The sequence below is a fragment of the Vibrio sp. sp1 genome (assembly GCF_016920955.1).
Taxonomy (GTDB): Bacteria; Pseudomonadota; Gammaproteobacteria; order Enterobacterales; family Vibrionaceae; genus Vibrio; species Vibrio alginolyticus.
In genome coordinates this window covers 1349506-1370459 of the sequence record NZ_CP060589.1, presented here as the reverse complement: position 1 = coordinate 1370459, position 20954 = coordinate 1349506, and the positions used below count along the sequence as shown (strand labels likewise).

The 20954-nt window shown below is 46.7% G+C and carries 17 protein-coding genes; 7 read left to right on the top strand and 10 right to left on the bottom strand.

The features are described 5' to 3' along the window. Positions 1-7: 7 nt before the first annotated feature. The 3 genes from H9L11_RS06445 to H9L11_RS06435 form a co-directional block, all read right to left on the bottom strand. Positions 8-766: a DNA-binding domain-containing protein gene (locus tag H9L11_RS06445; protein ID WP_205391054.1), complete on the bottom strand. Its 759-nt coding sequence runs from the start codon at positions 764-766 to the stop codon at positions 8-10. Beyond that, complete coding sequence (locus tag H9L11_RS06440) at positions 763-1635, bottom strand: DUF692 domain-containing protein (protein ID WP_017633509.1); 873 nt, start codon at positions 1633-1635, stop codon at positions 763-765. The genes H9L11_RS06445 and H9L11_RS06440 overlap by 4 nt, the downstream gene beginning before the upstream one ends. Before the next feature lie 99 nt (positions 1636-1734). Further along, positions 1735-1995, bottom strand: coding sequence for a DUF2282 domain-containing protein (locus H9L11_RS06435; RefSeq protein ID WP_005378779.1), 261 nt, complete (start codon positions 1993-1995; stop codon positions 1735-1737). Positions 1996-2276: 281 nt separating this feature from the next. Here H9L11_RS06435 and uvrD point away from each other — a divergent pair, with 281 nt between their 5' ends. Further along, entirely contained in the window at positions 2277-4451 is a 2175-nt protein-coding gene (gene uvrD, locus H9L11_RS06430; RefSeq protein WP_005378778.1) for a DNA helicase II, read from the top strand. Positions 4452-5433: 982 nt separating this feature from the next. Here the strand turns inward: uvrD and ggt are convergent. The 4 genes from ggt to rarD form a co-directional block, all read right to left on the bottom strand. Next, positions 5434-7200: a gamma-glutamyltransferase gene (ggt, locus tag H9L11_RS06425; protein ID WP_205391053.1), complete on the bottom strand. Its 1767-nt coding sequence runs from the start codon at positions 7198-7200 to the stop codon at positions 5434-5436. A 111-nt stretch (positions 7201-7311) separates the two neighbouring features. Continuing rightward, positions 7312-7971, bottom strand: coding sequence for a LysE family translocator (locus H9L11_RS06420; protein WP_205391052.1), 660 nt, complete (start codon positions 7969-7971; stop codon positions 7312-7314). Positions 7972-8062: 91 nt separating this feature from the next. Next, the gene (locus H9L11_RS06415; protein WP_130545184.1) at positions 8063-8860 is read right to left on the bottom strand and encodes an AraC family transcriptional regulator; all 798 of its coding nucleotides are present in this window, start codon (positions 8858-8860) and stop codon (positions 8063-8065) included. Between the two features lie 71 nt (positions 8861-8931). Next, complete coding sequence (gene rarD / locus H9L11_RS06410) at positions 8932-9849, bottom strand: EamA family transporter RarD (RefSeq protein ID WP_005378774.1); 918 nt, start codon at positions 9847-9849, stop codon at positions 8932-8934. Between the two features lie 178 nt (positions 9850-10027). Between rarD and recQ the strand changes: the two genes are divergently transcribed. The 3 genes from recQ to H9L11_RS06395 all read left to right on the top strand — a co-directional run bounded on the left by recQ (position 10028) and on the right by H9L11_RS06395 (position 13087). Then, positions 10028-11863 carry an ATP-dependent DNA helicase RecQ gene (recQ, locus tag H9L11_RS06405; protein ID WP_005451195.1) on the top strand — a complete coding sequence of 612 codons (1836 nt, stop codon included), beginning with the start codon at positions 10028-10030 and terminating at the stop codon, positions 11861-11863. Between the two features lie 9 nt (positions 11864-11872). Then, positions 11873-12178 carry a DUF3630 family protein gene (locus tag H9L11_RS06400; protein ID WP_005378772.1) on the top strand — a complete coding sequence of 102 codons (306 nt, stop codon included), beginning with the start codon at positions 11873-11875 and terminating at the stop codon, positions 12176-12178. 234 nt (positions 12179-12412) lie between these two features. Continuing rightward, positions 12413-13087: a 7-cyano-7-deazaguanine/7-aminomethyl-7-deazaguanine transporter gene (locus H9L11_RS06395; RefSeq protein ID WP_005378770.1), complete on the top strand. Its 675-nt coding sequence runs from the start codon at positions 12413-12415 to the stop codon at positions 13085-13087. 221 nt (positions 13088-13308) lie between these two features. Here the strand turns inward: H9L11_RS06395 and H9L11_RS06390 are convergent, their stop codons facing one another. From H9L11_RS06390 to rhlB, 3 genes are all read right to left on the bottom strand, one after another. Beyond that, complete coding sequence (locus H9L11_RS06390) at positions 13309-14952, bottom strand: sugar nucleotide-binding protein (RefSeq protein ID WP_005382887.1); 1644 nt, start codon at positions 14950-14952, stop codon at positions 13309-13311. Positions 14953-15124: 172 nt separating this feature from the next. Next, on the bottom strand, positions 15125-16618 hold the full coding sequence (gppA, locus tag H9L11_RS06385; protein ID WP_005382885.1) for a guanosine-5'-triphosphate,3'-diphosphate diphosphatase: 1494 nt from the start codon (positions 16616-16618) through the stop codon (positions 15125-15127). Positions 16619-16637: 19 nt separating this feature from the next. Continuing rightward, positions 16638-17957, bottom strand: coding sequence for an ATP-dependent RNA helicase RhlB (rhlB, locus tag H9L11_RS06380; protein WP_005378764.1), 1320 nt, complete (start codon positions 17955-17957; stop codon positions 16638-16640). 111 nt (positions 17958-18068) lie between these two features. Between rhlB and trxA the strand changes: the two genes are divergently transcribed. The 3 genes from trxA (at position 18069) to H9L11_RS06365 (ending at position 20950) form a co-directional block, all read left to right on the top strand. Beyond that, positions 18069-18395 (top strand): thioredoxin TrxA, encoded by a 327-nt coding sequence (gene trxA / locus H9L11_RS06375; protein ID WP_004745500.1) that lies wholly within the window; start codon positions 18069-18071, stop codon positions 18393-18395. 196 nt (positions 18396-18591) lie between these two features. Beyond that, the gene (rho, locus tag H9L11_RS06370) at positions 18592-19851 is read left to right on the top strand and encodes a transcription termination factor Rho (protein WP_005378757.1); all 1260 of its coding nucleotides are present in this window, start codon (positions 18592-18594) and stop codon (positions 19849-19851) included. Between the two features lie 106 nt (positions 19852-19957). Next, entirely contained in the window at positions 19958-20950 is a 993-nt protein-coding gene (locus tag H9L11_RS06365; RefSeq protein ID WP_205391051.1) for a hypothetical protein, read from the top strand. Positions 20951-20954: the final 4 nt, after the last annotated feature.

Sequence of the window (20954 nt, the reverse complement as noted above, 5' to 3'; positions counted from 1 at the left end):
GTGCTCCTTAGATTGATTGCAATGTAAAGCCGTCAACAATATCGAGTGCCATGATGCGATTGAGATGAGCGAGTAAAACTTCAGGTATTTCGCTCAAACTCTGCTTCTGCTCTAAACATTGCAGCAGTTGGAACACATCGGCATCGAGTGCGTGACACAAGGCTTCTCCATTGGCTTGAATCGAGATGACACCTTGCTGTAATTGGTTGATATTAAGTTGTTCGAATTGCCCAGTTTGAATCGCGCTAAATAGATCGAATACTGCGTAGTTGGAGTCAAAGTTGCGGCAGCCCTTTTTAAGGTGTAAGACTAAAGCGGGTTGTTGCTCTTCACTCACTTCGCCAAGTAACGCAAGCGGTTTTAATTCTGCTGCATTGGACTGTTCATACTGTGCTTGACGAGCTAGGTCGATATGCCACTCGAAGCGTGCGACTTCAGGGCTGTAAGGTGCTTGTGCGATCACCTGACTAAACTGCATGATGGTGTCTTGAAAGCCTTCGCCATAATGCACCACATTTCCTTCTTCTAATGGGTAAGAAAGAACATGCTGGCGAGCTATCTGTTCAAAGCATTCTTCACCAAGCAGCGCTTCAACCATCGGGTAGGTCGCGGACAACACTTCGCTTAAGCTGACGATAAAGTTATTGCGGTAAATTTGTATGCGTTCATCAGCGGTAAACTCATCACTGGCAATATCGCAGTCTTCACCGAGCGCTTGATAGTGCAGGGCTTTAGCAAACTGGCTTTGTAAGGTGGCTAGATTCATGATGCCTTCCTTGGTTCGCTTTGTTCACTTGGAAGTGTGCCTTGCAACAGCAGTTGTGATGCTTTCTGCGCTTCTTCGAGCAAGACTTCTGGCGCGGGGATATCCAAATCCCATTCAATCAACGTATGACGTGGACCGTGTTTTTTTGTCCACTGTGAAAACAACTGCCAAACTTCATCGCTAACCGGGCGGCTATGGGTATCAATCCATATCTCACCTTTGTCGAGTTGTTTGATGGTAAAACCTGCCAAGTGAATCTCATCCACTTTGTCGGCTGGAATCGCATCTAGGTATGTGTCGCAATCAAAACCGTGGTTGAACGCCGAAACATAAACATTGTTTAAATCGAGCAATAAACGACAGTCAGTGCGCTTTTGCACTTCGGTAAGAAACTCCCATTCGCTGATGGTCGAATGTTGAAACTTCACATAACTAGATGGGTTCTCTATCAAGATCTCGCGTTGCAAATATTCCTGCACTTCATTCACGTTACGAGTGAACACGTTGAGCGCTTCTTCCGTATACGGAAGTGGAAGCAGGTCATTAAAGTAGTGACCGCCGTTTTCACTCCAACTTAAATGGTCAGAAACAAGGATTGGGTCGATTGAGTCAATCAGTGCTTTAAGTTGCGCAAGATGCTTTTGACTAACACGTTCCACCGAACCTAGCGACAAACCAATACCGTGGCAGCTAATTTGATATTGCTCGCGAAGCGTTTGTAGCTGATGGCGCTCTGTTGCATTGGGTTGGAAATAGTTTTCACTGTGGATTTCTAACCAAGACAACTCGGGTTGGTTTTGGCTAAAGTAATCGAGGTGAGGGGTTCTTAATCCAACTCCAACAAGGTCGTGGAAGGTGTGGTGTTTCACGTGAAACTCCTTTTCAAATCGTGCGGGAAGAGAAGGATGCGTCTTGGCTTTGCGTTGGTTGAGCGTCAACGCATCCTCACAATAGCTAGCGATAAAAGATTATGAAGAAGAAGTGCTACCGCCAGCGAGTTTGTCACAAAGACCTTTTGGTACGACTACGAATGCGTCTTTTTGGTTATCTTCTTTAGAAGTACCAGCGCATGAGCTGCTTTTTGTTGCACAGTCGTTTTTACCTGCTTTAGAAACGCCATAGCACTTTTCTTTTTCAGCAGCGACAGCTGGAGCTGCAGTTAGCATTGTGCCACCAAGAGCTAGAAGACCAGTAACAGCAGCAGTAACAGCTAGATTCGACTTTTTCATAATAAATTCCTCTGAATGATTTCCTTTACTTTAAGTTGGCAAGATGAATCGCCTGTTTTGGCGTTTTTGTTATCAACTTGCTTAACTTAAAAGATAGGAAACTGGCTAAAAAACTTTCAGAAAAATTTCTGAAGTAAATGGGTTTGTAGGGTCAAATAGGTATAACTAATTGATGTGTTGGGCAAAAAAACATCGATTTTTTTATCAAGTTTTGTCTAAACAGCACCCGGTTGTTTAGGTTATAATCGGTTTTTATGTATAAATAACCAGTAGCTCTCATCATGATGGATCCATCTCTATTACTCGACGGTTTGAACGATAAACAGCGTGAAGCCGTTGCAGCACCTCTAGAAAACTTGCTCGTTCTTGCTGGCGCAGGAAGTGGTAAGACACGCGTTCTTGTTCACCGTATCGCTTGGCTGATGTCGGTCGAGCAAGCTTCTCCGTTCTCAATTATGTCGGTAACCTTTACCAATAAGGCGGCGGCAGAGATGCGTGGACGTATCGAAGAGCTAATGATGGGCAGTGCAGGCGGTATGTGGAATGGTACTTTCCACGGCATTTGTCACCGTATTCTGCGTGCACACTATCTTGATGCCAAGCTACCGGAAGATTTCCAAATCATTGACAGTGACGACCAGCAGCGTCTGCTAAAGCGTTTGATCAAAGCGCAAAACCTCGATGAGAAGCAATGGCCTGCACGCCAAGTGGCATGGTGGATTAACGGTAAGAAAGACGAAGGTCTGCGTCCGTCGCACATTGATGCGTACCATGATCCAGTAACCAAGACATATCTGCAGTTGTACACCGCTTACCAAGAAGCGTGTGATCGTGCTGGTTTAGTCGATTTTGCGGAAATCTTGCTGCGCGCACATGAGCTACTGCGTGATAACAAGTTCGTTCGTGAACACTACCAAGCACGCTTTAAGCACATCTTGGTGGATGAGTTCCAAGATACCAACAACATTCAATATGCTTGGCTACGTATGATGGCGGGTCCTGAGTGTCACGTGATGATCGTAGGTGATGACGACCAGTCGATTTATGGCTGGCGTGGTGCAAAAGTCGAGAACATTGAGAAGTTTACACTCGAATTCCCAAGCGTAAATACCATTCGTCTTGAGCAAAACTACCGTTCCACTAAGACCATTCTGGAAGCATCTAACACCCTGATTGCGAATAACACCGAGCGTATGGGTAAAGAGTTGTGGACGGATGGCGTGGTCGGTGAGCCTATCTCGGTTTACAGCGCTTACAACGAATTAGATGAAGCCCGTTTTGCGGTGAACAAAATCAAAGAGTGGCAAGACAAGGGCGGTGCTCTGAATGACGCTGCGATGCTTTACCGTAACAACGCCCAGTCGCGTGTTCTGGAAGAAGCGTTAATTCAAGCCGGTCTGCCTTACCGTATCTACGGCGGCATGCGATTCTTCGAACGTCAGGAAATCAAAGATGCCTTGAGCTACATGCGTCTGATTGCCAACCGTAACGATGATGCGGCGTTTGAACGTGTGGTGAATACGCCAACGCGTGGTTTGGGCGATAAGACGCTTGAAACCATCCGCTTTGCGGCTCGTGATCGTGGTTGCACCATGTGGGAAGCGAGTGTGGCAATGTTGGACGAGAAGGTGCTTGCTGGTCGCGCTGCTGGTGCTCTGAGCCGTTTTATCGAGCTTGTCACCGCGCTAGAAGACGACACCTTAGAGATGCCGCTGCATCACCAAACTGACCATGTGATTAAATACTCGGGCTTGTTCGCGATGTACGAGCAAGAGAAGGGTGAAAAGTCTAAGGCACGTATTGAGAACTTGGAGGAATTGGTGACCGCAACTCGCCAATTCGAGAAACCAGAAGAAGCCGAAGACATGTCACTGCTGACGGCATTCCTAACCCACGCAGCACTAGAAGCGGGCGAAGGACAAGCGGACGAATTTGAAGATGCGGTTCAGCTCATGACATTACACAGTGCGAAAGGTCTAGAGTTCCCATTGGTGTTTATGGTCGGTGTGGAAGAAGGCATGTTCCCAAGCCAAATGTCGGCAGAAGAAGCAGGGCGCTTAGAAGAAGAACGCCGTCTGTGTTACGTAGGCATGACCCGTGCAATGCAGAAACTGTACATCACTTATGCTGAAATGCGTCGTTTGTACGGTCAGGATAAATACCATAAACCGTCTCGCTTTATCCGTGAACTGCCAGAAACTTGTTTAGATGAAGTACGAATGAAGGCGCAAGTTAGCCGTCCTTCAAGCAGTGGTCGATTTAGCCAAACTGTTGTGAAAGAGAGCTTTAATGAAACCGGCTTTACGCTAGGTTCTCGTGTGATGCATCCAAAGTTTGGTGAAGGCACCATCATCAACTTCGAAGGCAGTGGTCCACAAAGCCGTGTACAGATTGCCTTTAACGGTGAAGGCATCAAATGGTTGGTAACTGCTTACGCACGACTAGAGAAACTGTAAGGCTTGACCAAAACTCATACCAATCGTAGTAAATAACTGGTCATTCTAGCTTGTTAAAATACTCGATAACTGCGTTGCAATTTTTGATTGTAGAATAACTACTTATCGAAAAATTGCGCCTTGTTCTCAAGCATTTTCCCTACGCTATTTCTGATCACTTATTTACTGTGATTGGTATCATCAACTTAAGAGCTGCTTCGGCGGCTCTTTTTGTTTGTGCAGTTTTGGTGTCGCTAACGTAGGAAAAAATGGAATGATAAATGGATTTCGAAAGCGCGATTTAACTATACCGTTTGAAGTGAAAGGTGGGCGTTGTGGGTGAATGTCTGCTTTCAGAAGAGCTGCTAAGAAAAACTTTAGGCAAAGAAAAACCCCGAGGGCTTGCGCCCATCGGGGTTATAGTCTTACTCGCAGCAATCCGGCTACTAAGAGTGCTCCATGCATCTAATCCATGATAGTGTGCTGAATCCGTCAGCTTAATCCTTACGTCGCCTTCCTAGCGGTGTCCTTAATGACCTTATCCTGGTCTGCTAACTATCCTCGTTAGCTCTCATCACTTGTTCCCTGAGCGGTGTCCCTGACATCATCCTGATGTTCAAATCCTTGCCTCGTCCAGAGGTGTCCATTTCCCGTCCTTAGTAGCAACCATCCTAGTCACTATTGATTCCGTTCAATGTCCAATTTTGCAATCCATGCCCGACTATTCATCCTGAATAACCGTTTCTTCTTCCTGAAGTTCACCAAGTCCGTGGTGTTTCCTGTTCCGTGTCAGCATCCTTCCGACAGGTTTAATATTACGTGTTTAACGATTTCCAACAACGGGCTAATCTCACATTTTTTAACTCTCTTAGCGTTCAAAAAAGATACATGAGTATCAAATTCAATGGCTTATGCTCTTTTCTGTACGGTTTTACCATTAAAAAAGAGAGGTTTGCTCAACCCTTTGTGAGAGATCTCGCACAAGGGGTCGAGCGAAAGACTCTTACTGCCCGATAGCGGCACCTTCACGTCTTGGATCCGCAGCGCCTTCAAGACCGTCTTTTGTTATTCGTATCGCATGCAGACCAGAGTTCAAATCCCGAACATCGGTTTTAAAGCCCATCTTCTCCAGAGCAGGCTGTAAGCCCTCTGCGGCGGTACCTTGCTCAATATCTAAGGTGCCAAAACGGTTCAGCAATCGTGGCTGATTAATCGCGCTTTGGATGTCCATATCCCATTGCGTGTGGGCGATAATGGCTTGTGCGACGTAACCAATAATGCGGCTGCCACCCGGTGAGCCAATTGCCATGTAAGGCTTGTCATCCTTCATCATAATGGTTGGTGCCATAGATGAACGTGGGCGTTTTCCCGGTTCTAATCGGTTTGCGATTGGCACACCATCTTGATGCGTGCGGAAAGAGAAATCGGTCAGTTCGTTATTGAGCAAGAAGCCGCGTACCATCAAGCGTGAGCCAAAGGCATTCTCGATGGTTGTTGTCATTGAAACCACATTGCCTTGCTTATCGACGATATTGAAATGGCTGGTGGAAGGCAGCTCGATCGATTGGTCCATGCTTAAGTTCATGGCGTGCGACCAAGGAGGATTACCGGCTTCAGCCTTACTCAAGGCTTTACCGACTTGAATGAGATCAGCACGTTGTTTGAGATAATCTTTATCAAGCAAGCCTTCGGTTGGCATTGGCACATAATCTTGGTCAGCCATGTATTTACCACGATCCGCGAACGCAAGGCGCGATGCATCGGCGATCACTTGCCATGATTTCGCGCTTTCGGCTCCCCAACCTTTAAGATCGTATTGCTCGGTGATCGCGAGAATCTGTCCAACCGTCAATGCGCCAGAGCTAGGTGGTCCCATGCCGCAGATATCATAGCTTTGATAAGCCGCACAAACCGGCTCACGTTGCTTGATTTGGAACGCATCAAAGTCAGGTTGTGCCAATACGCCAGGATTGCCCGGTGCATTCTGTACTGTCTTGATGATGTCTGTGGCGATATCGCCTTGATAGAAAGCTTTTGCTCCTTGCTCTGCAATTGCCGTCAGAGTTTGCGCGTATTCAGGGTTCTTCAACAACGTGCCTTCGGCTTTTGGTGAGCCATCTGGATTGAAGAAGTAAGCCTTAGTCGCAGGGAAGCGAGATAGGCGCTTGGCATCTTTTTCAATCAGACTCGCGAGGCGAGGACTGACTTCGAAACCTTGCTCAGCCAAGGTAATCACGGGTTGGATTATCTTCTTCCATTCCAACTTGCCGTATTTCTGGTGCGTGTCCCACAGCAGTTTCACTGTACCAGGAGTGGCAACGGAACGCCCACCGACAACCGCATCGTAAAATTGCAGTGGTTGTCCTTTGTCATCTAGGAAGAGTTTCGGCGTTGCGGCGAGCGGTGCGGTTTCGCGTCCATCATACGTAGTCAGTTTTTGTTTCTCACTGTCCCAATACACTAAGAAGGCGCCACCACCAATGCCTGAAGATTGGGGTTCTACTAAGCCCAGCATCAGCTGCACGGCAACCATAGCATCAATAGCATTACCACCTTGTGCAAGAACGTCTGCCCCAGCTTGGGTGGCAAGTGGGTTGGCTGCGGTAACCATATAATCTTTCGCTTTGATCAATTGTTTTTGCTCGAAGCCAGTGCTGTGCTCCGGCGCAACTGCATCTGCTGCTTGGTTAGCAAAGACTGAGGTAGATAAGATTAGTGGGGAAGTAAGAAAAAGACCCGTGGTCACGAGTCGGTTGAACGTCCAATGCATGATGACTCTCCATGTTGCCAGTTTTGTGCTTTGAGCTTGGCAGTTATGGAGAGTCACGTCGAGTCAGCAATCTTAGAAATGTCGATTGTGCTACGCTTTTAAATCAGTACTTTATCCGATAAAAGTATTGATAGTTTGGTATAGAATACTGCCGCCCACGAGAGTAAATACCACGCCGCATAGACCGTCGATGTAGATACCTGCTTGTTGTAATTTACGCTGTAAGCGCTGTGTCGACAGCATCCATGCAAGGCTAGAGAACCAGAATAGCGACAAGCCAAACAGGATGACCAGTGCAATACCTTTGCCAGTAATCGACATACCTGCTGGGACTAAACTCGACATCAAACTGACAAAGAACACCAGGGCTTTTGGGTTAAGAATGTTGGTCGCAAACCCTATAGCAAACGCTTGACGCTTATTGCTGATCACTAGGTTATTTTGCTTCTTAGGTTGATCCGTCAGTGGGTTTTGGATCATCGAGATCACGGCACGCAATGCGCCAATTCCTAAGTAGAGCAGGTAACTACCACCGAGCAGTTGTACCACGGAATACAGCACGGGGTGCTGGTGGACGACAAAACTCACACCTGTCAGGCTGAACAAAGAGTGCAGCAAAATACCGACGGACAATCCCAACGCAATGTACAAGCCAGTTTGACGACCATGACGCGTCGCGTTTTGTACGACCAGCGCAAAGTCCGGACCTGGACTCATTAGGGCAATAAAGTGAATGCTGGCGAGTGTCAGCAATATGGTGGATTCATTCATAACACATCTCAAATTTAACCAATGCGGCTATTGTCGTGGTAAGTCACCTGTGGCGCTTGTAAAAAACTGACAGCTTTCTCGGTAAATGAAATTAACGAGCCACTTGAGAAGGGGAAACGCCGTAGGTCTGTTTAAACGCTTTGCTGAAATGCGCTTGATCGTAGAAACCGATTTGATGAGCGACGTCGGTACCACATTGACCAGCTTGCAGTAACTTCATGCCTTGTTCAAGGCGCAGGCGCGCGAACCATGCGTAAGGCGTCATGCCTGTTTGCGCTTTAAAGTGGCGCTGGAACTGAGTGGGGCTCAGTTGGCACAGCTCTGAAAGTGAATCCAAACGCACTGCTTGGTCGAGGTTCGCCATTAGATAATCTTTTAACGTCCCAAGTGATTGATTTCCTAGCGGCACCACTTTTTGTCGCTCAAGCGATCCGTAGCGATCAAAAAGTTGGTTAAATCCTTCAAAAGGAAGGCAATCTTTAGTGAGTTGGCTGAGGTTTTCACGACGAAGTAGCCCGTGTAAGTTACTAAGTTGTGAAAATATTTGGGGATCCGAGATGATCAGTTCGTTGAAGTGTATTATTTGACCGTTTTGCTTAAGATCAGCCAGATCGCTCAATAGGAGAGGTTCGATCGCAAACACATTTACTTCGTAGCCACTCTCGAGCTTAGATTGCCCGTCGTGCAGCTCATCCGGCGGCATAATCACAATTTGCCCGTGACCAACTTGGTGGTTGTTACCTTGATATTGGAACTTCTGCGCACCATGCGTGATCAGGCCGAGATGAAAATCCAGATGGTAATGCCTTTGAAAAGCAAATTTCTGGTATTTCGCCTCTATTAGACTCAAGTTGTCATGGTCGGTTGCGTAGTACTGAATATGTTCCATTAAATAAAAAAGCTTGGTCACATTATGACCAAGCTTATCTGGCAATTTCTAACTTGTCTTGTAAAAAACGATCACTGTGGCTGAACGATTCGGCGTGAGCGACGGTTATTACGTAATCCATCAAAGCTAAACACGACTAGTGCTCCCCAAATAAAGACGAAAGTGATCGCTTTATCCATGGTAAAGGGTTCGCCATACATCAATACTGCAAGTAAAAACATTAAGCTTGGGCCTATATATTGGAAAAAGCCCAAAGTCGATAATTTGAGTCTTGTTGCTGCACCCGTAAAGCACAGCAGTGGCAGGGTTGTTATAACCCCAGCAGCGATCAACAAACTATTTAACGTAAGTGGATTCGTAAGCATATTTGAGGTTGGTGTATCGGCAATAAAAAGCAAATAAACAGCGGCCACCGGCAGCAGAAGTAATGTCTCGATAAACAAGCCAGTTTTTGCATCGACACTGACTTTCTTTCTTAATAAGCCATAAAAGCCGAAGCTCATTGCTAACGCCATCGCAACAACAGGTACGGAGCCAAATACAATCAGTTGAACGAGTACGCCACAACCTGCCAATACAACCGCGAACCACTGTAATTTGCGCAGTCGCTCTCCCAAAAATACCATGCCGAGCAAGACATTGATTAATGGGTTAATGTAATAACCTAAGCTGGCGTCGAGCATATGATTCGAGTTTACCGCCCAAATGAAAATCAACCAATTGCCGCCAATTAACATGGAACTTGCGATCAGGTAAGCGATTTTCGTTTTGTCTTTCGCGATGTGGTAAGCCGAGCGCCAGTGACGGCCAAAATGGAGGAGTGCAGCAAGCAAAAAGAAAGACCATATCACTCGGTGGCTTAGAATTTCCAAAGGAGATACTTGTGCGATGGACTTAAAGTACATCGGCGCAATGCCCCACATGGTATACGCACCAATCGCTAGCAAGATGCCTTGCCGCGCGCGTTGTTGTTCGTCTTCTGGTGTCATGAAGTGTCACCTAATTGTGTGTTTTATAGAGCAGAAAATCAGTATACGAGTCGTGATGCGAAACACCTAACAATTTGCGGTTTTATTCACCATGAAACCCCATTACAATGTGCCCTCACTTTGTGTGCCAGTGGTATGCATAAGCACCTCTTTTTTAAGACCCAATCTGAGACTTTTCATGACCTCGACCTTGTTAGCCGAACAATCTGATTCGCCTGTAACGCCTCAACGTGTGTTGGAGGATGTGTTTGGTTACCAAGAGTTCCGTGATGGTCAGCAGTTGGTGATTGATGCTGCGGTAGAAGGTCGCGACAGCTTAGTTATCCTGCCTACGGGTGGCGGTAAGTCGCTGTGTTATCAAATTCCTGCTTTGGTTCGCTCTGGCATTACTTTGGTCATTTCTCCGCTTATCTCGCTGATGAAGGACCAAGTGGACCAGCTTAAAGCCAACGGTGTAGCGGCTGAGTGCATTAACTCGACCATGCCTCGTGAAGAGCTGCTCAGCGTGTATAACCGCATGCACACTGGTCATCTTAAGTTGGTGTACGTCTCGCCAGAACGCGTATTGATGCGTGATTTCATTGAGCGCTTGGAAAACTTGCCGCTATCGATGATTGCTGTCGATGAAGCGCATTGTATTTCCCAGTGGGGACACGATTTCCGTCCAGAATATGCCGCGCTTGGTCAACTTAAGCAGCAGTTTTCCCATGTGCCATTTATGGCGCTGACGGCGACGGCGGATGATGCAACGCGCCGAGATATTCTTGAGCGTCTGCAACTGAATAATCCAGAGGTTTACCTAGGCAGCTTCGACCGTCCTAACATTCGCTACAACTTAGTTGAGAAGCACAAGCCGGTTTCGCAAATCGTTCGTTATCTGGAAACCCAAAAGGGTAACTGCGGCATCATCTATTGTGGTAGCCGTAAGAAAGTTGAGATGGTGACCGAGAAGCTGTGCAACAACCACATTCGTGCTGCTGGTTATCACGCAGGTATGGACGCTGATGAGCGCGCTTACGTTCAAGAAGCTTTCCAACGTGATGACATCCAAATTGTAGTGGCGACCGTGGCATTCGGTATGGGCATCAACAAACCAAACGTGCGTTTTGTGGTTCACTTTGATATCCCGCGCAACATCGAGTCTTACTACCAGGAAACGGGTCGTGCAGGGCGTGATGGTTTACCTGCAGAAGCGATGATGTTGTATGACCCAGCGGACATCAGTTGGCTGCGCCGTATGTTGGATGAGAAAGACGATGGTCCACAGAAGCAGGTGGAAACCCACAAACTGAATGCGATGAGTGCCTTTGCTGAGGCGCAGACTTGTCGTCGTCAGGTGCTATTGAATTACTTTGGTGAGTATCGTGAGAAGCCATGTGGCAACTGCGATATTTGCTTAGATCCACCGAAGCACTTTGATGCAACAGAAGAAGCACGTAAGGCGTTGTCTTGTGTGTACCGTGTTAATCAAAGCTTTGGTATGGGTTACGTGGTAGAAGTGCTACGTGGCATGCAAAATATTCGTGTACGTGAAAACGGGCACGATAAGATTTCTACCTACGCGATAGGGCGCGATCACAGCCACGATTACTGGGTGAGTATCTTCCGTCAATTAATCCACAAAGGGCTGTTGTTCCAAAACATCACGCGTAACTCAACGCTGCAACTTACCGAAGAAGCGCGTCCGCTGCTACGTGGCGATGTGACTCTGGAGTTAGCGGTTCCACGTTTAGACACTGCAGCACGTGCGGCGAAATCAGATAAACTGACCAGCAAGAACTACGACAAAAAGCTGTTTGCTAAGTTACGTAAGCTGCGTAAGTCGATTGCTGATGAAGATGGTTTGCCACCATACGTGGTCTTTAGTGATGCGACTCTGATTGATATGGCGGAAATTCTGCCAACGTCTTACGGCGAAATGCTGGCAGTTAGCGGCGTTGGTCAGCGCAAACTAGAGAAGTACGCCGACCCATTCCTCGATTTGATTCAAGAACACATTACTCACCACGGATAAGGAACCAAGATGCAAAAGGAATTTGGCTTAGCGGACTACATGGCACAAGAAGGGCGCTTAATCATTACCGCGCCGAGCTTTGACCTTGATAGTTTTCCTGCCTTAGGTGAGCGTTTAGTCGGCTTGCTTTCTGCTACTGTGGTGGAAAAGCAGTGGGATGCGGACATTCACTCTTGGCTGATCGATTTTGAAGGTTGCCGACTGTTTATGAAAGCAGAGCATTACAGCGAAGCGATTTGGTTTGAAGCTTTAGCGATTGAAGAGAGCAGGGAAGAGTTGGATTATCTTGCAGGATTGTTCCAGCGCGGTTTCTAAAAATAGAATTTTTCTTGAAAGGGTGTTTCACATGAAACACCCTTTTTTATGCTCAAACGTTTGCGTAAAACAGACGACTTGCGGCGAAAAGTGGTTAATGTATAATCGCCCACCGCTTCGCTCAGAATGAGCCAAGCCAGTTTATTTTTCATTTTACATTGTTGGTAAGAGCCACTTTATTCAGTGACTCGATTTGGGTTCCCTCACCCCCAAACCAAACTAAAAAGGTATCGCATGAGTAACTTTACCCCTGCGCAGCAGCGCAACGCCCTTATCTATCTGGTTCTATTCCACCTAGTCATTATTGCATCTAGCAATTACCTAGTTCAGCTACCGTTTACTATTTTCGGTTTCCATACCACTTGGGGTGCATTCACTTTCCCATTTATCTTCTTAGCGACTGACTTAACTGTGCGTATTTTCGGAGCTCAGTTGGCGCGTAAGATCATCTTCTTAGTGATGTTGCCTGCGTTGGCTGTGTCTTACTTCTTATCGGTGGTGTTCTTCGAAGGTCAATTCCAAGGTTTTGGTCACCTAGGGGAATTTAACTTATTCGTTGCTCGTATCGCGATTGCTAGTTTCATGGCGTACCTACTTGGTCAGATCATGGATGTGCACGTGTTCAACCGCTTACGTCAAATGAAGCAATGGTGGGTGGCACCAACGTGTTCAACGCTTTTCGGTAATGCACTTGATACCATCGCTTTCTTCGCCATTGCGTTCTACCAAAGCCCAGATCCATTTATGGCGGAGCATTGGACGGAAATCGCGCTGGTGGATTACGGCTTCAAACTGATTATCAGTCTTGGTCTGTTCGTTCCTATGTATGGCGTACTACTGAATTACCTAATTAAGAAGCTGACTGCGGTGAACCCTGACTTTAAGGTGACGACAAGCGTTCAGTCTTAATATCAGTGGGAACCCCGAAAGCCGCTTGCTTAAATCAAGCGGCTTTTTTGTACCTGCTTACTGGGATTTAGAGGGTTTTGTACAGCGTGGAGAGCAATTAGATCATGGGTGTCCAAAAGCTCCCTAAGCTGTACGAAGGTAAAAATGAGCAATAAAAAAGTCCCGAGTGAGACCTTTTTATCGAAGTTACGGAACGTAGAGGAAGCTAGTTGGTGAAATGGCTAACGGAGCATCTTCTCAATCAAAATGGCTTTTTGCGCATCGAAGGCGCCAAGTTGCAGGCCGTTCTCCCAACTGATGCTTTGATTGAACATCGCCAGCATCAAACCGACACTGCGTTGATTGGCGTCCTGCCAGCAATCAGATTCGCTGTACTCTCCATCATTTATCGCGTTGCCATTAACGAGAATGGGCTCGAAACGCCATTTTTCGCCGACACGGTAGTAGCCTTTGCTGGTTAAGGTCTGGTTGGATTGAATCGTTAGATTGTGCTCGATGCCCGGCTCACCTGCTAATTCAAATACAAACATTAGCTGGTGGTCGCCACATTGCAGCTCAACGATCAGTTGGCCGTTTTCCTCAATCAGTGTTGACTGAGAGTAGTCTCCGAAGCAGTGCAGCAACCAAGATATAGGGTGACTTGCCGTTTCAAGAAACCACTCTTTGAGCGTGAAGGTGCCCGGTAGGTTAACTTGGGTGATTAGATTGACCACACAAGGTTGGGTTTGCGAGGTGAGCCATTTCTCTATCGTCTTGGCGGTCTCTAGCTGAGCAAAGGCGTAATTAACCAATAGGTTGGAGTTCGGTTGCTGCCAGTGAGTGATGTCGGAATTCAATCCCACCAATGGCTTTTCACAAATCAGCTTGGTTGAACCTAACGTCTTTATGATCTCTGCATGAGTATGCGCAGGTGTCGCGATGGTCACGACATCGAGTTGTTTGAGTGCGCTGATGTTCGTTTCTGCCTTTGGGATTGCTTCTTCACTGCAGGCTTGCTGAAGCGGTTCTATTTGGTTGGCGCATAACGTTGTGACCGATACACCATTGTTTCGATAGTGGGGAATGTGCGTGCGTCCCCAGTTGATCCCTATGATGCCGGCTTGCTGGATTTGCTCTGGCTTGTTGAAACGTTCACTCAATGGCGGCAAGGCGATTCGTTCATCTGCTAGACGTTGGTCATGGTGATAGTCGTTGCTTGGCAGTACTTGCCATGGCTTGTTGTAATGCTGCTTGAGCGCACAAACGAGTTCGTAGAAGTTCCACTTATCCTTTAAGTTGCTATCAAGATGGTATAAACCGGCTTCGTTCCGCTCAATAAGCTGCAAAAAGGCGAGTGCAGTATCGTCCATATGAGAAGTCGCCGGATACCAAGCCGTGCTAGCGGTAATAACGCCATTCTCTTCATATTGGCGATCGAGATGCGCCAACATGTTATTGCCTTCTGCTTGGTGATGGAGTTGCCAACCGATTCGAGCAATCATCGCATCTGGATTTGCTTGCCAGATTGCATCTTCACAACGAACTTTGTATTTGCCGTAATCATCTTGGGTGTTTCTTTCTTCAAAGATGCCATAAGGCCCGTTTTTTGTGGCATCAAATACCATTGCTGTGCTGACAAAGAGGTAAGGAATGTTGCGTTGTTTGCAGTGCTCACCAAGCCACGCTGCCCACGCTTCACTCCCCATCGCCATATGGCACGCCGCATCAATGGGGTGTTGCTGCCAAAATTGCTCACTTTGCTCTGGATCATCTGGCGGGATTTGATGGTGATTCCATTCCAATATGTTCCAGCCGCGTAGGTGAAACTGATGAGCGACTTTTGGGGCGAGGGTGCCAGTTAAGCCAGTCATTAAAACGGTTTTCATGATGGTGCATCTTGGTTGGCTAAATTGTGTTTATCAATAAAGCATGGCTGTTTTTCGATGTAGAGCGGAGAAGCTGAGATTTTTGCTGGGCAGCACGTTTTGTAGGGGAAGTAGAAGCAAAAAAGCCCAAGCGAACGCCTGGGCTTTAGTATTGTAAGGCAGTGATATTCGCTTATTTTGCTACGATATTTAATGGCCAGCCGATGTCTGTCTGACGGTTGGATTCAATTTCCAACTCAGCCGCAGTCAGTGGGTTTTTCTCTAGCCATTGCGCATCAATGTGTAACGTTAGATTGTCGCCTTCAACCGTTAGAGTCACATTTGGCTCTAGATCAGGATTGCGACGATGGCTGAGCAGAACCGCAAGACGCAATAGTCTCAATACTCGTTTGGCACTTGAGCCTGATAATGCATGCTGCTCAGGTAAAGAAGTGAGTTGTTCGCGATAGCGACGAGCCACTTCACCAATAAAGAACTTCTGCGCGCGCGTGTAACCAGGCAGATCCAAATTCTGCAGCAAGTAAGCACTATGCTCTCCGCCTTTTTTGAAATCGATAGTTAAGCCAATTTCATGCAGTTTTGCGGCGGTCTCGAGTAATATCTTGCCCTGAGGCTCTGTAATCCACTCATCGCCCCCAGCTTGCTGTAAAAGCGTGTGTGCCAGAGTAGCGACTTGTTCACCGTATTGGTGATCGAGCTGATAACGATTTTGTACGCTAGCGATAGTGCGGGCACGAATGTCTTCTTGACGAAGCTCTTCAACCATCTCATACACTAAGCCTTCGCGTAGTGCGCCGCCAGCCAGTGTCATAGCATCGATTTCAAGCAATTCAAAAACGGCAATCAAAATAGAGAGGCCACTAGGGAACACTAATGCGCGCTCAAGTGTTAAGCCTTCAATATCGAGCTCTTCTAAATGGTCGGCCAACATGGCTTGCTTCTGTAGACGCTTGAGTTTGGAGTGAGTGATTACTTCGTCCATGCCTTGCGCCAGCATTATCTCTTGCAATGCCTGAACAGTGCCTGATGCACCAACGCACACATCCCAACCAATTTCTGTATAACGTTCTAAAATCGGCTGGATGGTCTGTTTCGCTCCTTCAATTGCCGCGTCAAAGTTACGAGCATTCAATTGGCGATCTTTAAAGAAGTTTTCAAGCCAAGTCACGCAGCCCATTTTTAAGCTGGTCAGTGCTTTGGCTTCGAAACCTTCACCGATAATCAGTTCGGTACTTGCTCCACCGATATCGACTACAAGGCGACGACCACTACCGCCAGAGGTGTGAGCGACACCTTTATAGATAGTGGCAGCTTCTTCTTCACCAGTAATCACTTCGATAGGCTGGCCTAGAATTTGGTTAGCCTTTTCTAAAAACACATCTACATTGGTCGCGGTACGTAATGTTGCAGTACCGACGATGCGAATGTTTTGTTTAGGAATGTCCTGCAAGCGTTCCGCAAATAGACTTAAGCAGTCCCATCCTCGCTGCATAGCTTCCATACTAAGAGAATTATGTTCATCTAAGCCCGCTGCTAGACGAACTTTGCGCTTAATTTTAGCCATTGTTTGAACGCTGCCATCGATGTGACGCACAACGAGCATGTGAAAACTGTTCGACCCGAGGTCGATGGCGGCATATAGCGGTGATGATCCTGCTTGACTCATAAACGAACTCAGTTTCCTATTACGATTGTTTTGGTGCCGATTGACGCGGTTGGCGTGGACGACGTCCCTGCGGCTTACGGTTACCAGAACCAGAACGGGTACCGCCAGTATTCGTGCGGCGCTGTTGGTTGCGTGGTGCACGCATACGAATCGGAGCCGGTAGATCTTGAATCAGTGCCGACGAATCGTACTCTGAAACTGGGATTGTATGCTCAATGTATTCTTCGATTGCTGGTAGGTTAACCGCGTACTCTTCACAAGCAAAACTGATCGAATGGCCGCTCGCACCAGCGCGACCAGTACGGCCAATACGGTGAACATAATCTTCACAGTCGTCAGGAAGGTCGTAGTTGAAAACGTGCGTTACCTGAGGAATATGCAGGCCACGCGCTGCAACGTCAGTTGCAACTAAGATGTCGACATCACCTTTGGTGAATTGCTCAAGAATCTTCTCACGCTTCTTCTGCGGTACATCGCCAGTAAGAAGGCCTACACGGTGTCCATCGGCAGCCAAATGTCCCCAAACCGATTCACACTTATGCTTGGTATTGGCAAAAATGATAGCGCGATCTGGCCACTCTTCTTCAATTAGTGTTTGAAGCAGCGCCATTTTGTCTTCATTCGAAGGATAGAAAAGCTCTTCCTGGATACGGTGGCCAGTTTTTTGTTCTGGTTCGACAACGACATGCTCAGGAGTATTCATGTGTTCGAATGCCAGTTCTTGAACGCGGTAAGACAGCGTTGCTGAGAACAGCATGTTCAAACGCTCTTTTGGCTCAGGCATACGACGGAACAAGAAGCGAATGTCTTTAATAAAGCCAAGATCGAACATGCGGTCGGCTTCGTCCAGAACAACAGCTTGAATGTTGTTGAGGTTAAATACGCGCTGTTTGTAGAAATCGATGATACGGCCTGTTGTTCCGATCAGAATATCTACGCCGTCTTGCAGTTTCGCAAGTTGCTTGTCGTAGCTTTCACCACCGTAAGCTAGAGCGGTTTTTAGACCTGTGCTTTCAGTTAATGATTCTGCATCATTGTAAATCTGAATAGCGAGCTCACGTGTTGGCGCCATAATAATTGCGCGTGGCTGTGTAGGCTTACGACCTTCATGTTCCGGAGTCGTCAGAAGGTGGTTGAACGTAGCAGTAAGAAACGCGAGCGTTTTACCAGTACCCGTTTGGGCCTGGCCTGCGATGTCTTGGCCGGTGAGCAGGACCGGCAACGCCAAGGCTTGGATAGGGGTACAAAATTCGAACCCTTTTTTGTCCAATCCTTCAATAACTTGGGGCTTTAAGCCCAAATCGGCGAACTTTTGCTCTGTGATATGCGTCTTTTTCATGGCTATAGAATATCAGCTAAAGCTTGCAATACGAAAGTAAATACATTCCAATAGGGCATCTAATTACTGGTTATCATCCAACCAGTTTCGAAAAACACATTGGAGTGGAAGATGAGTGATAAGATTTTGCAGCTAACTGATGACGGTTTTGAAAACGATGTAATCAACGCTGCAGGCCCGGTTCTAGTGGATTTTTGGGCAGAATGGTGTGGTCCTTGTAAAATGATCGCTCCTATTTTGGACGAAATCGCAGACGAGTACGAAGGCAAACTCACTATCGGTAAACTAAACATCGACCATAACGCAGGTACACCACCTAAGTTTGGTATTCGCGGCATTCCAACGCTATTACTATTTAAAGATGGTAACGTAGCGGCAACGAAAGTAGGTGCTCTGTCTAAAACTCAACTAAAAGAGTTCCTAGACGCAAACTTATAATCACCAAGTGATTACAGATAAAACCGTGCAAAGTTACAATGCACGGTTTTGTTTTTCTAACTCTGGACTAGAATACTAATTAGTGCTAACTTATCGCGCGTTAATTGAACAAATTTCTCTTCTTGGTCGATCCTGAGACCAAATCCATCTTAACTAGAAAACAGATCTTATTTTGACTAAACAAGAATCCACCACCATGAACCTTACCGAACTGAAGAACAGACCTGTGTCTGACCTTGTAAAACTGGGCGAAAGCTTAGGATTAGAGAACCTAGCTCGCTTAAGAAAACAAGACATCATCTTCGCGATTTTAAAAGCGCACGCTAAAGGCGGCGAAGACATCTTTGGCGATGGGGTTCTGGAAATTCTGCAAGACGGCTTTGGTTTCCTACGCAGTGCAGATAGTTCATACCTTGCGGGTCCGGACGATATCTACGTATCACCAAGTCAGATTCGTCGCTTTAACCTACGTACTGGTGACTCTATAGCTGGCAAAATTCGTCCACCAAAAGACGGTGAACGTTACTTTGCCCTTCTAAAAGTCAATACCGTTAACGACGATAAACCAGACAACGCCCGTAACAAGATCCTATTTGAAAACCTTACCCCTCTACATGCGAATGAGCGCATGGTTATGGAGCGTGGTAACGGTTCAACAGAAGACATTACAGCACGTGTTTTAGACTTGGCATCGCCAATCGGTAAAGGTCAACGTGGTCTGATTGTTGCTCCGCCTAAAGCGGGTAAAACAATGCTTCTGCAAAACATCGCGCAAAGCATCGCGTACAACCACCCAGAGTGTGAGTTGATGGTTCTTCTTATCGACGAACGTCCAGAAGAAGTAACTGAGATGCAGCGCCTAGTTAAAGGTGAAGTGGTTGCGTCGACTTTCGATGAGCCAGCATCTCGTCACGTACAAGTAGCGGAAATGGTAATCGAGAAGGCAAAACGTCTTGTTGAACATAAGAAAGACGTGGTTATCTTGCTTGACTCTATCACTCGCCTAGCTCGTGCTTACAACACCGTAGTGCCTTCATCAGGTAAAGTACTAACAGGTGGTGTGGATGCAAACGCATTACATCGTCCTAAGCGTTTCTTCGGTGCTGCACGTAACGTAGAAGAAGGCGGCAGCCTAACTATCATCGCAACGGCACTAGTAGATACTGGTTCTAAAATGGATGAAGTTATCTACGAAGAGTTCAAGGGTACAGGTAACATGGAACTGCACTTGAACCGTAAGATTGCTGAGAAGCGTGTATTCCCTGCGATTGACTTCAACCGCTCAGGTACACGTCGTGAAGAGCTACTGACGAAGACTGACGAACTACAGAAGATGTGGATTCTGCGTAAGATCGTTCACCCAATGGGCGAAATCGACGCAATGGAATTCCTAATCGATAAGCTAGCGATGACGAAGACCAACGATGAGTTCTTCGATGCGATGCGTCGTCAATAGTCTCAGATAAGTCATTCTGCGAAAAGCCACCGTATATCGGTGGCTTTTTTATTGCTTTCTCCCGATAGAAGTATCAGAATGAAGGAAATGTTATCGGGAGGTTAACATGCAACAAGGAATGTTGTCGTCATTACTCCTGAGCTTGTCACTTATCACTCTACCTGCGACATTATCTGCCAAGGAAATGCATGAGTCTGTAGTAGAGCAGTGGCTTCAGGATACTCAAATACAGGCTAAAGTCTCTGAACTGCTTGATTACGCTGTCAGAGATGAAGTCGACTCGCTTAAATTTGCCCTTGATCGACTTGCTTTGCCTCAACAAGAGGTGGTGCGCTTTCAATTATTGGAAAAGCTTGAAAAGCAAGATGTGATTCTCACGCCTCGAATGGCTCTGTTTGTTGAGTCCCAGATCCGTATGACCCCGACTTATCAAGTGTTAGAGCGAGGTGATGGGTATGAATTTAGTGTACCCGCTTTTAACTTTCCCGTTATTGCGAGTCGCTTGATTAAGCGTTGGAAACAAGACCAAAGTACCTTGGACTTTGTCTTACAAGCTGAACGAAGAGAGCTTAACTTAAAGCAATGGCTTGCAGGGCCATCTCAACAAGCTCAAGCGCGTGAAGCGCTTTTGATTCGAGAGTTAGACGGCTTATCACCCAATGCGCTTGCTGCATTAGCGGCCCAGTTAACCAAAGCAAATGTGACCAGTTGGTTACCATCGACGGCCGTGATAGTCAGGTTGGCACAAGTTAGTCAGGATGAGGAAGTGTACAACTTACTCTGGCGGATGAAAGCTGATTACAACAGCCAGTCCGAACTTGAGCGTTTAGCTGCGGTTGGAGACGTTTTTTCCATTCAGCAATTGATGAATGCCACAGTTAACCCATCACTCAAGCCAGAAGCTATTAGTCTACTTACAAAATCTAACCCTCTATCTCCGCAAGTAAAGCAGTTTCTAGTTAGAAAAATGGCGTTATCAGAAGAAGCAACCATGGTTGCTCGAGAGCTTGCTCAACAAGGGCATCAAACCTGGTTGGAAGAGTTAGTATCTTCGAACCATCAGATAAAGACTCGGCAGATTGAACAAGTATTAAAGTAATCTG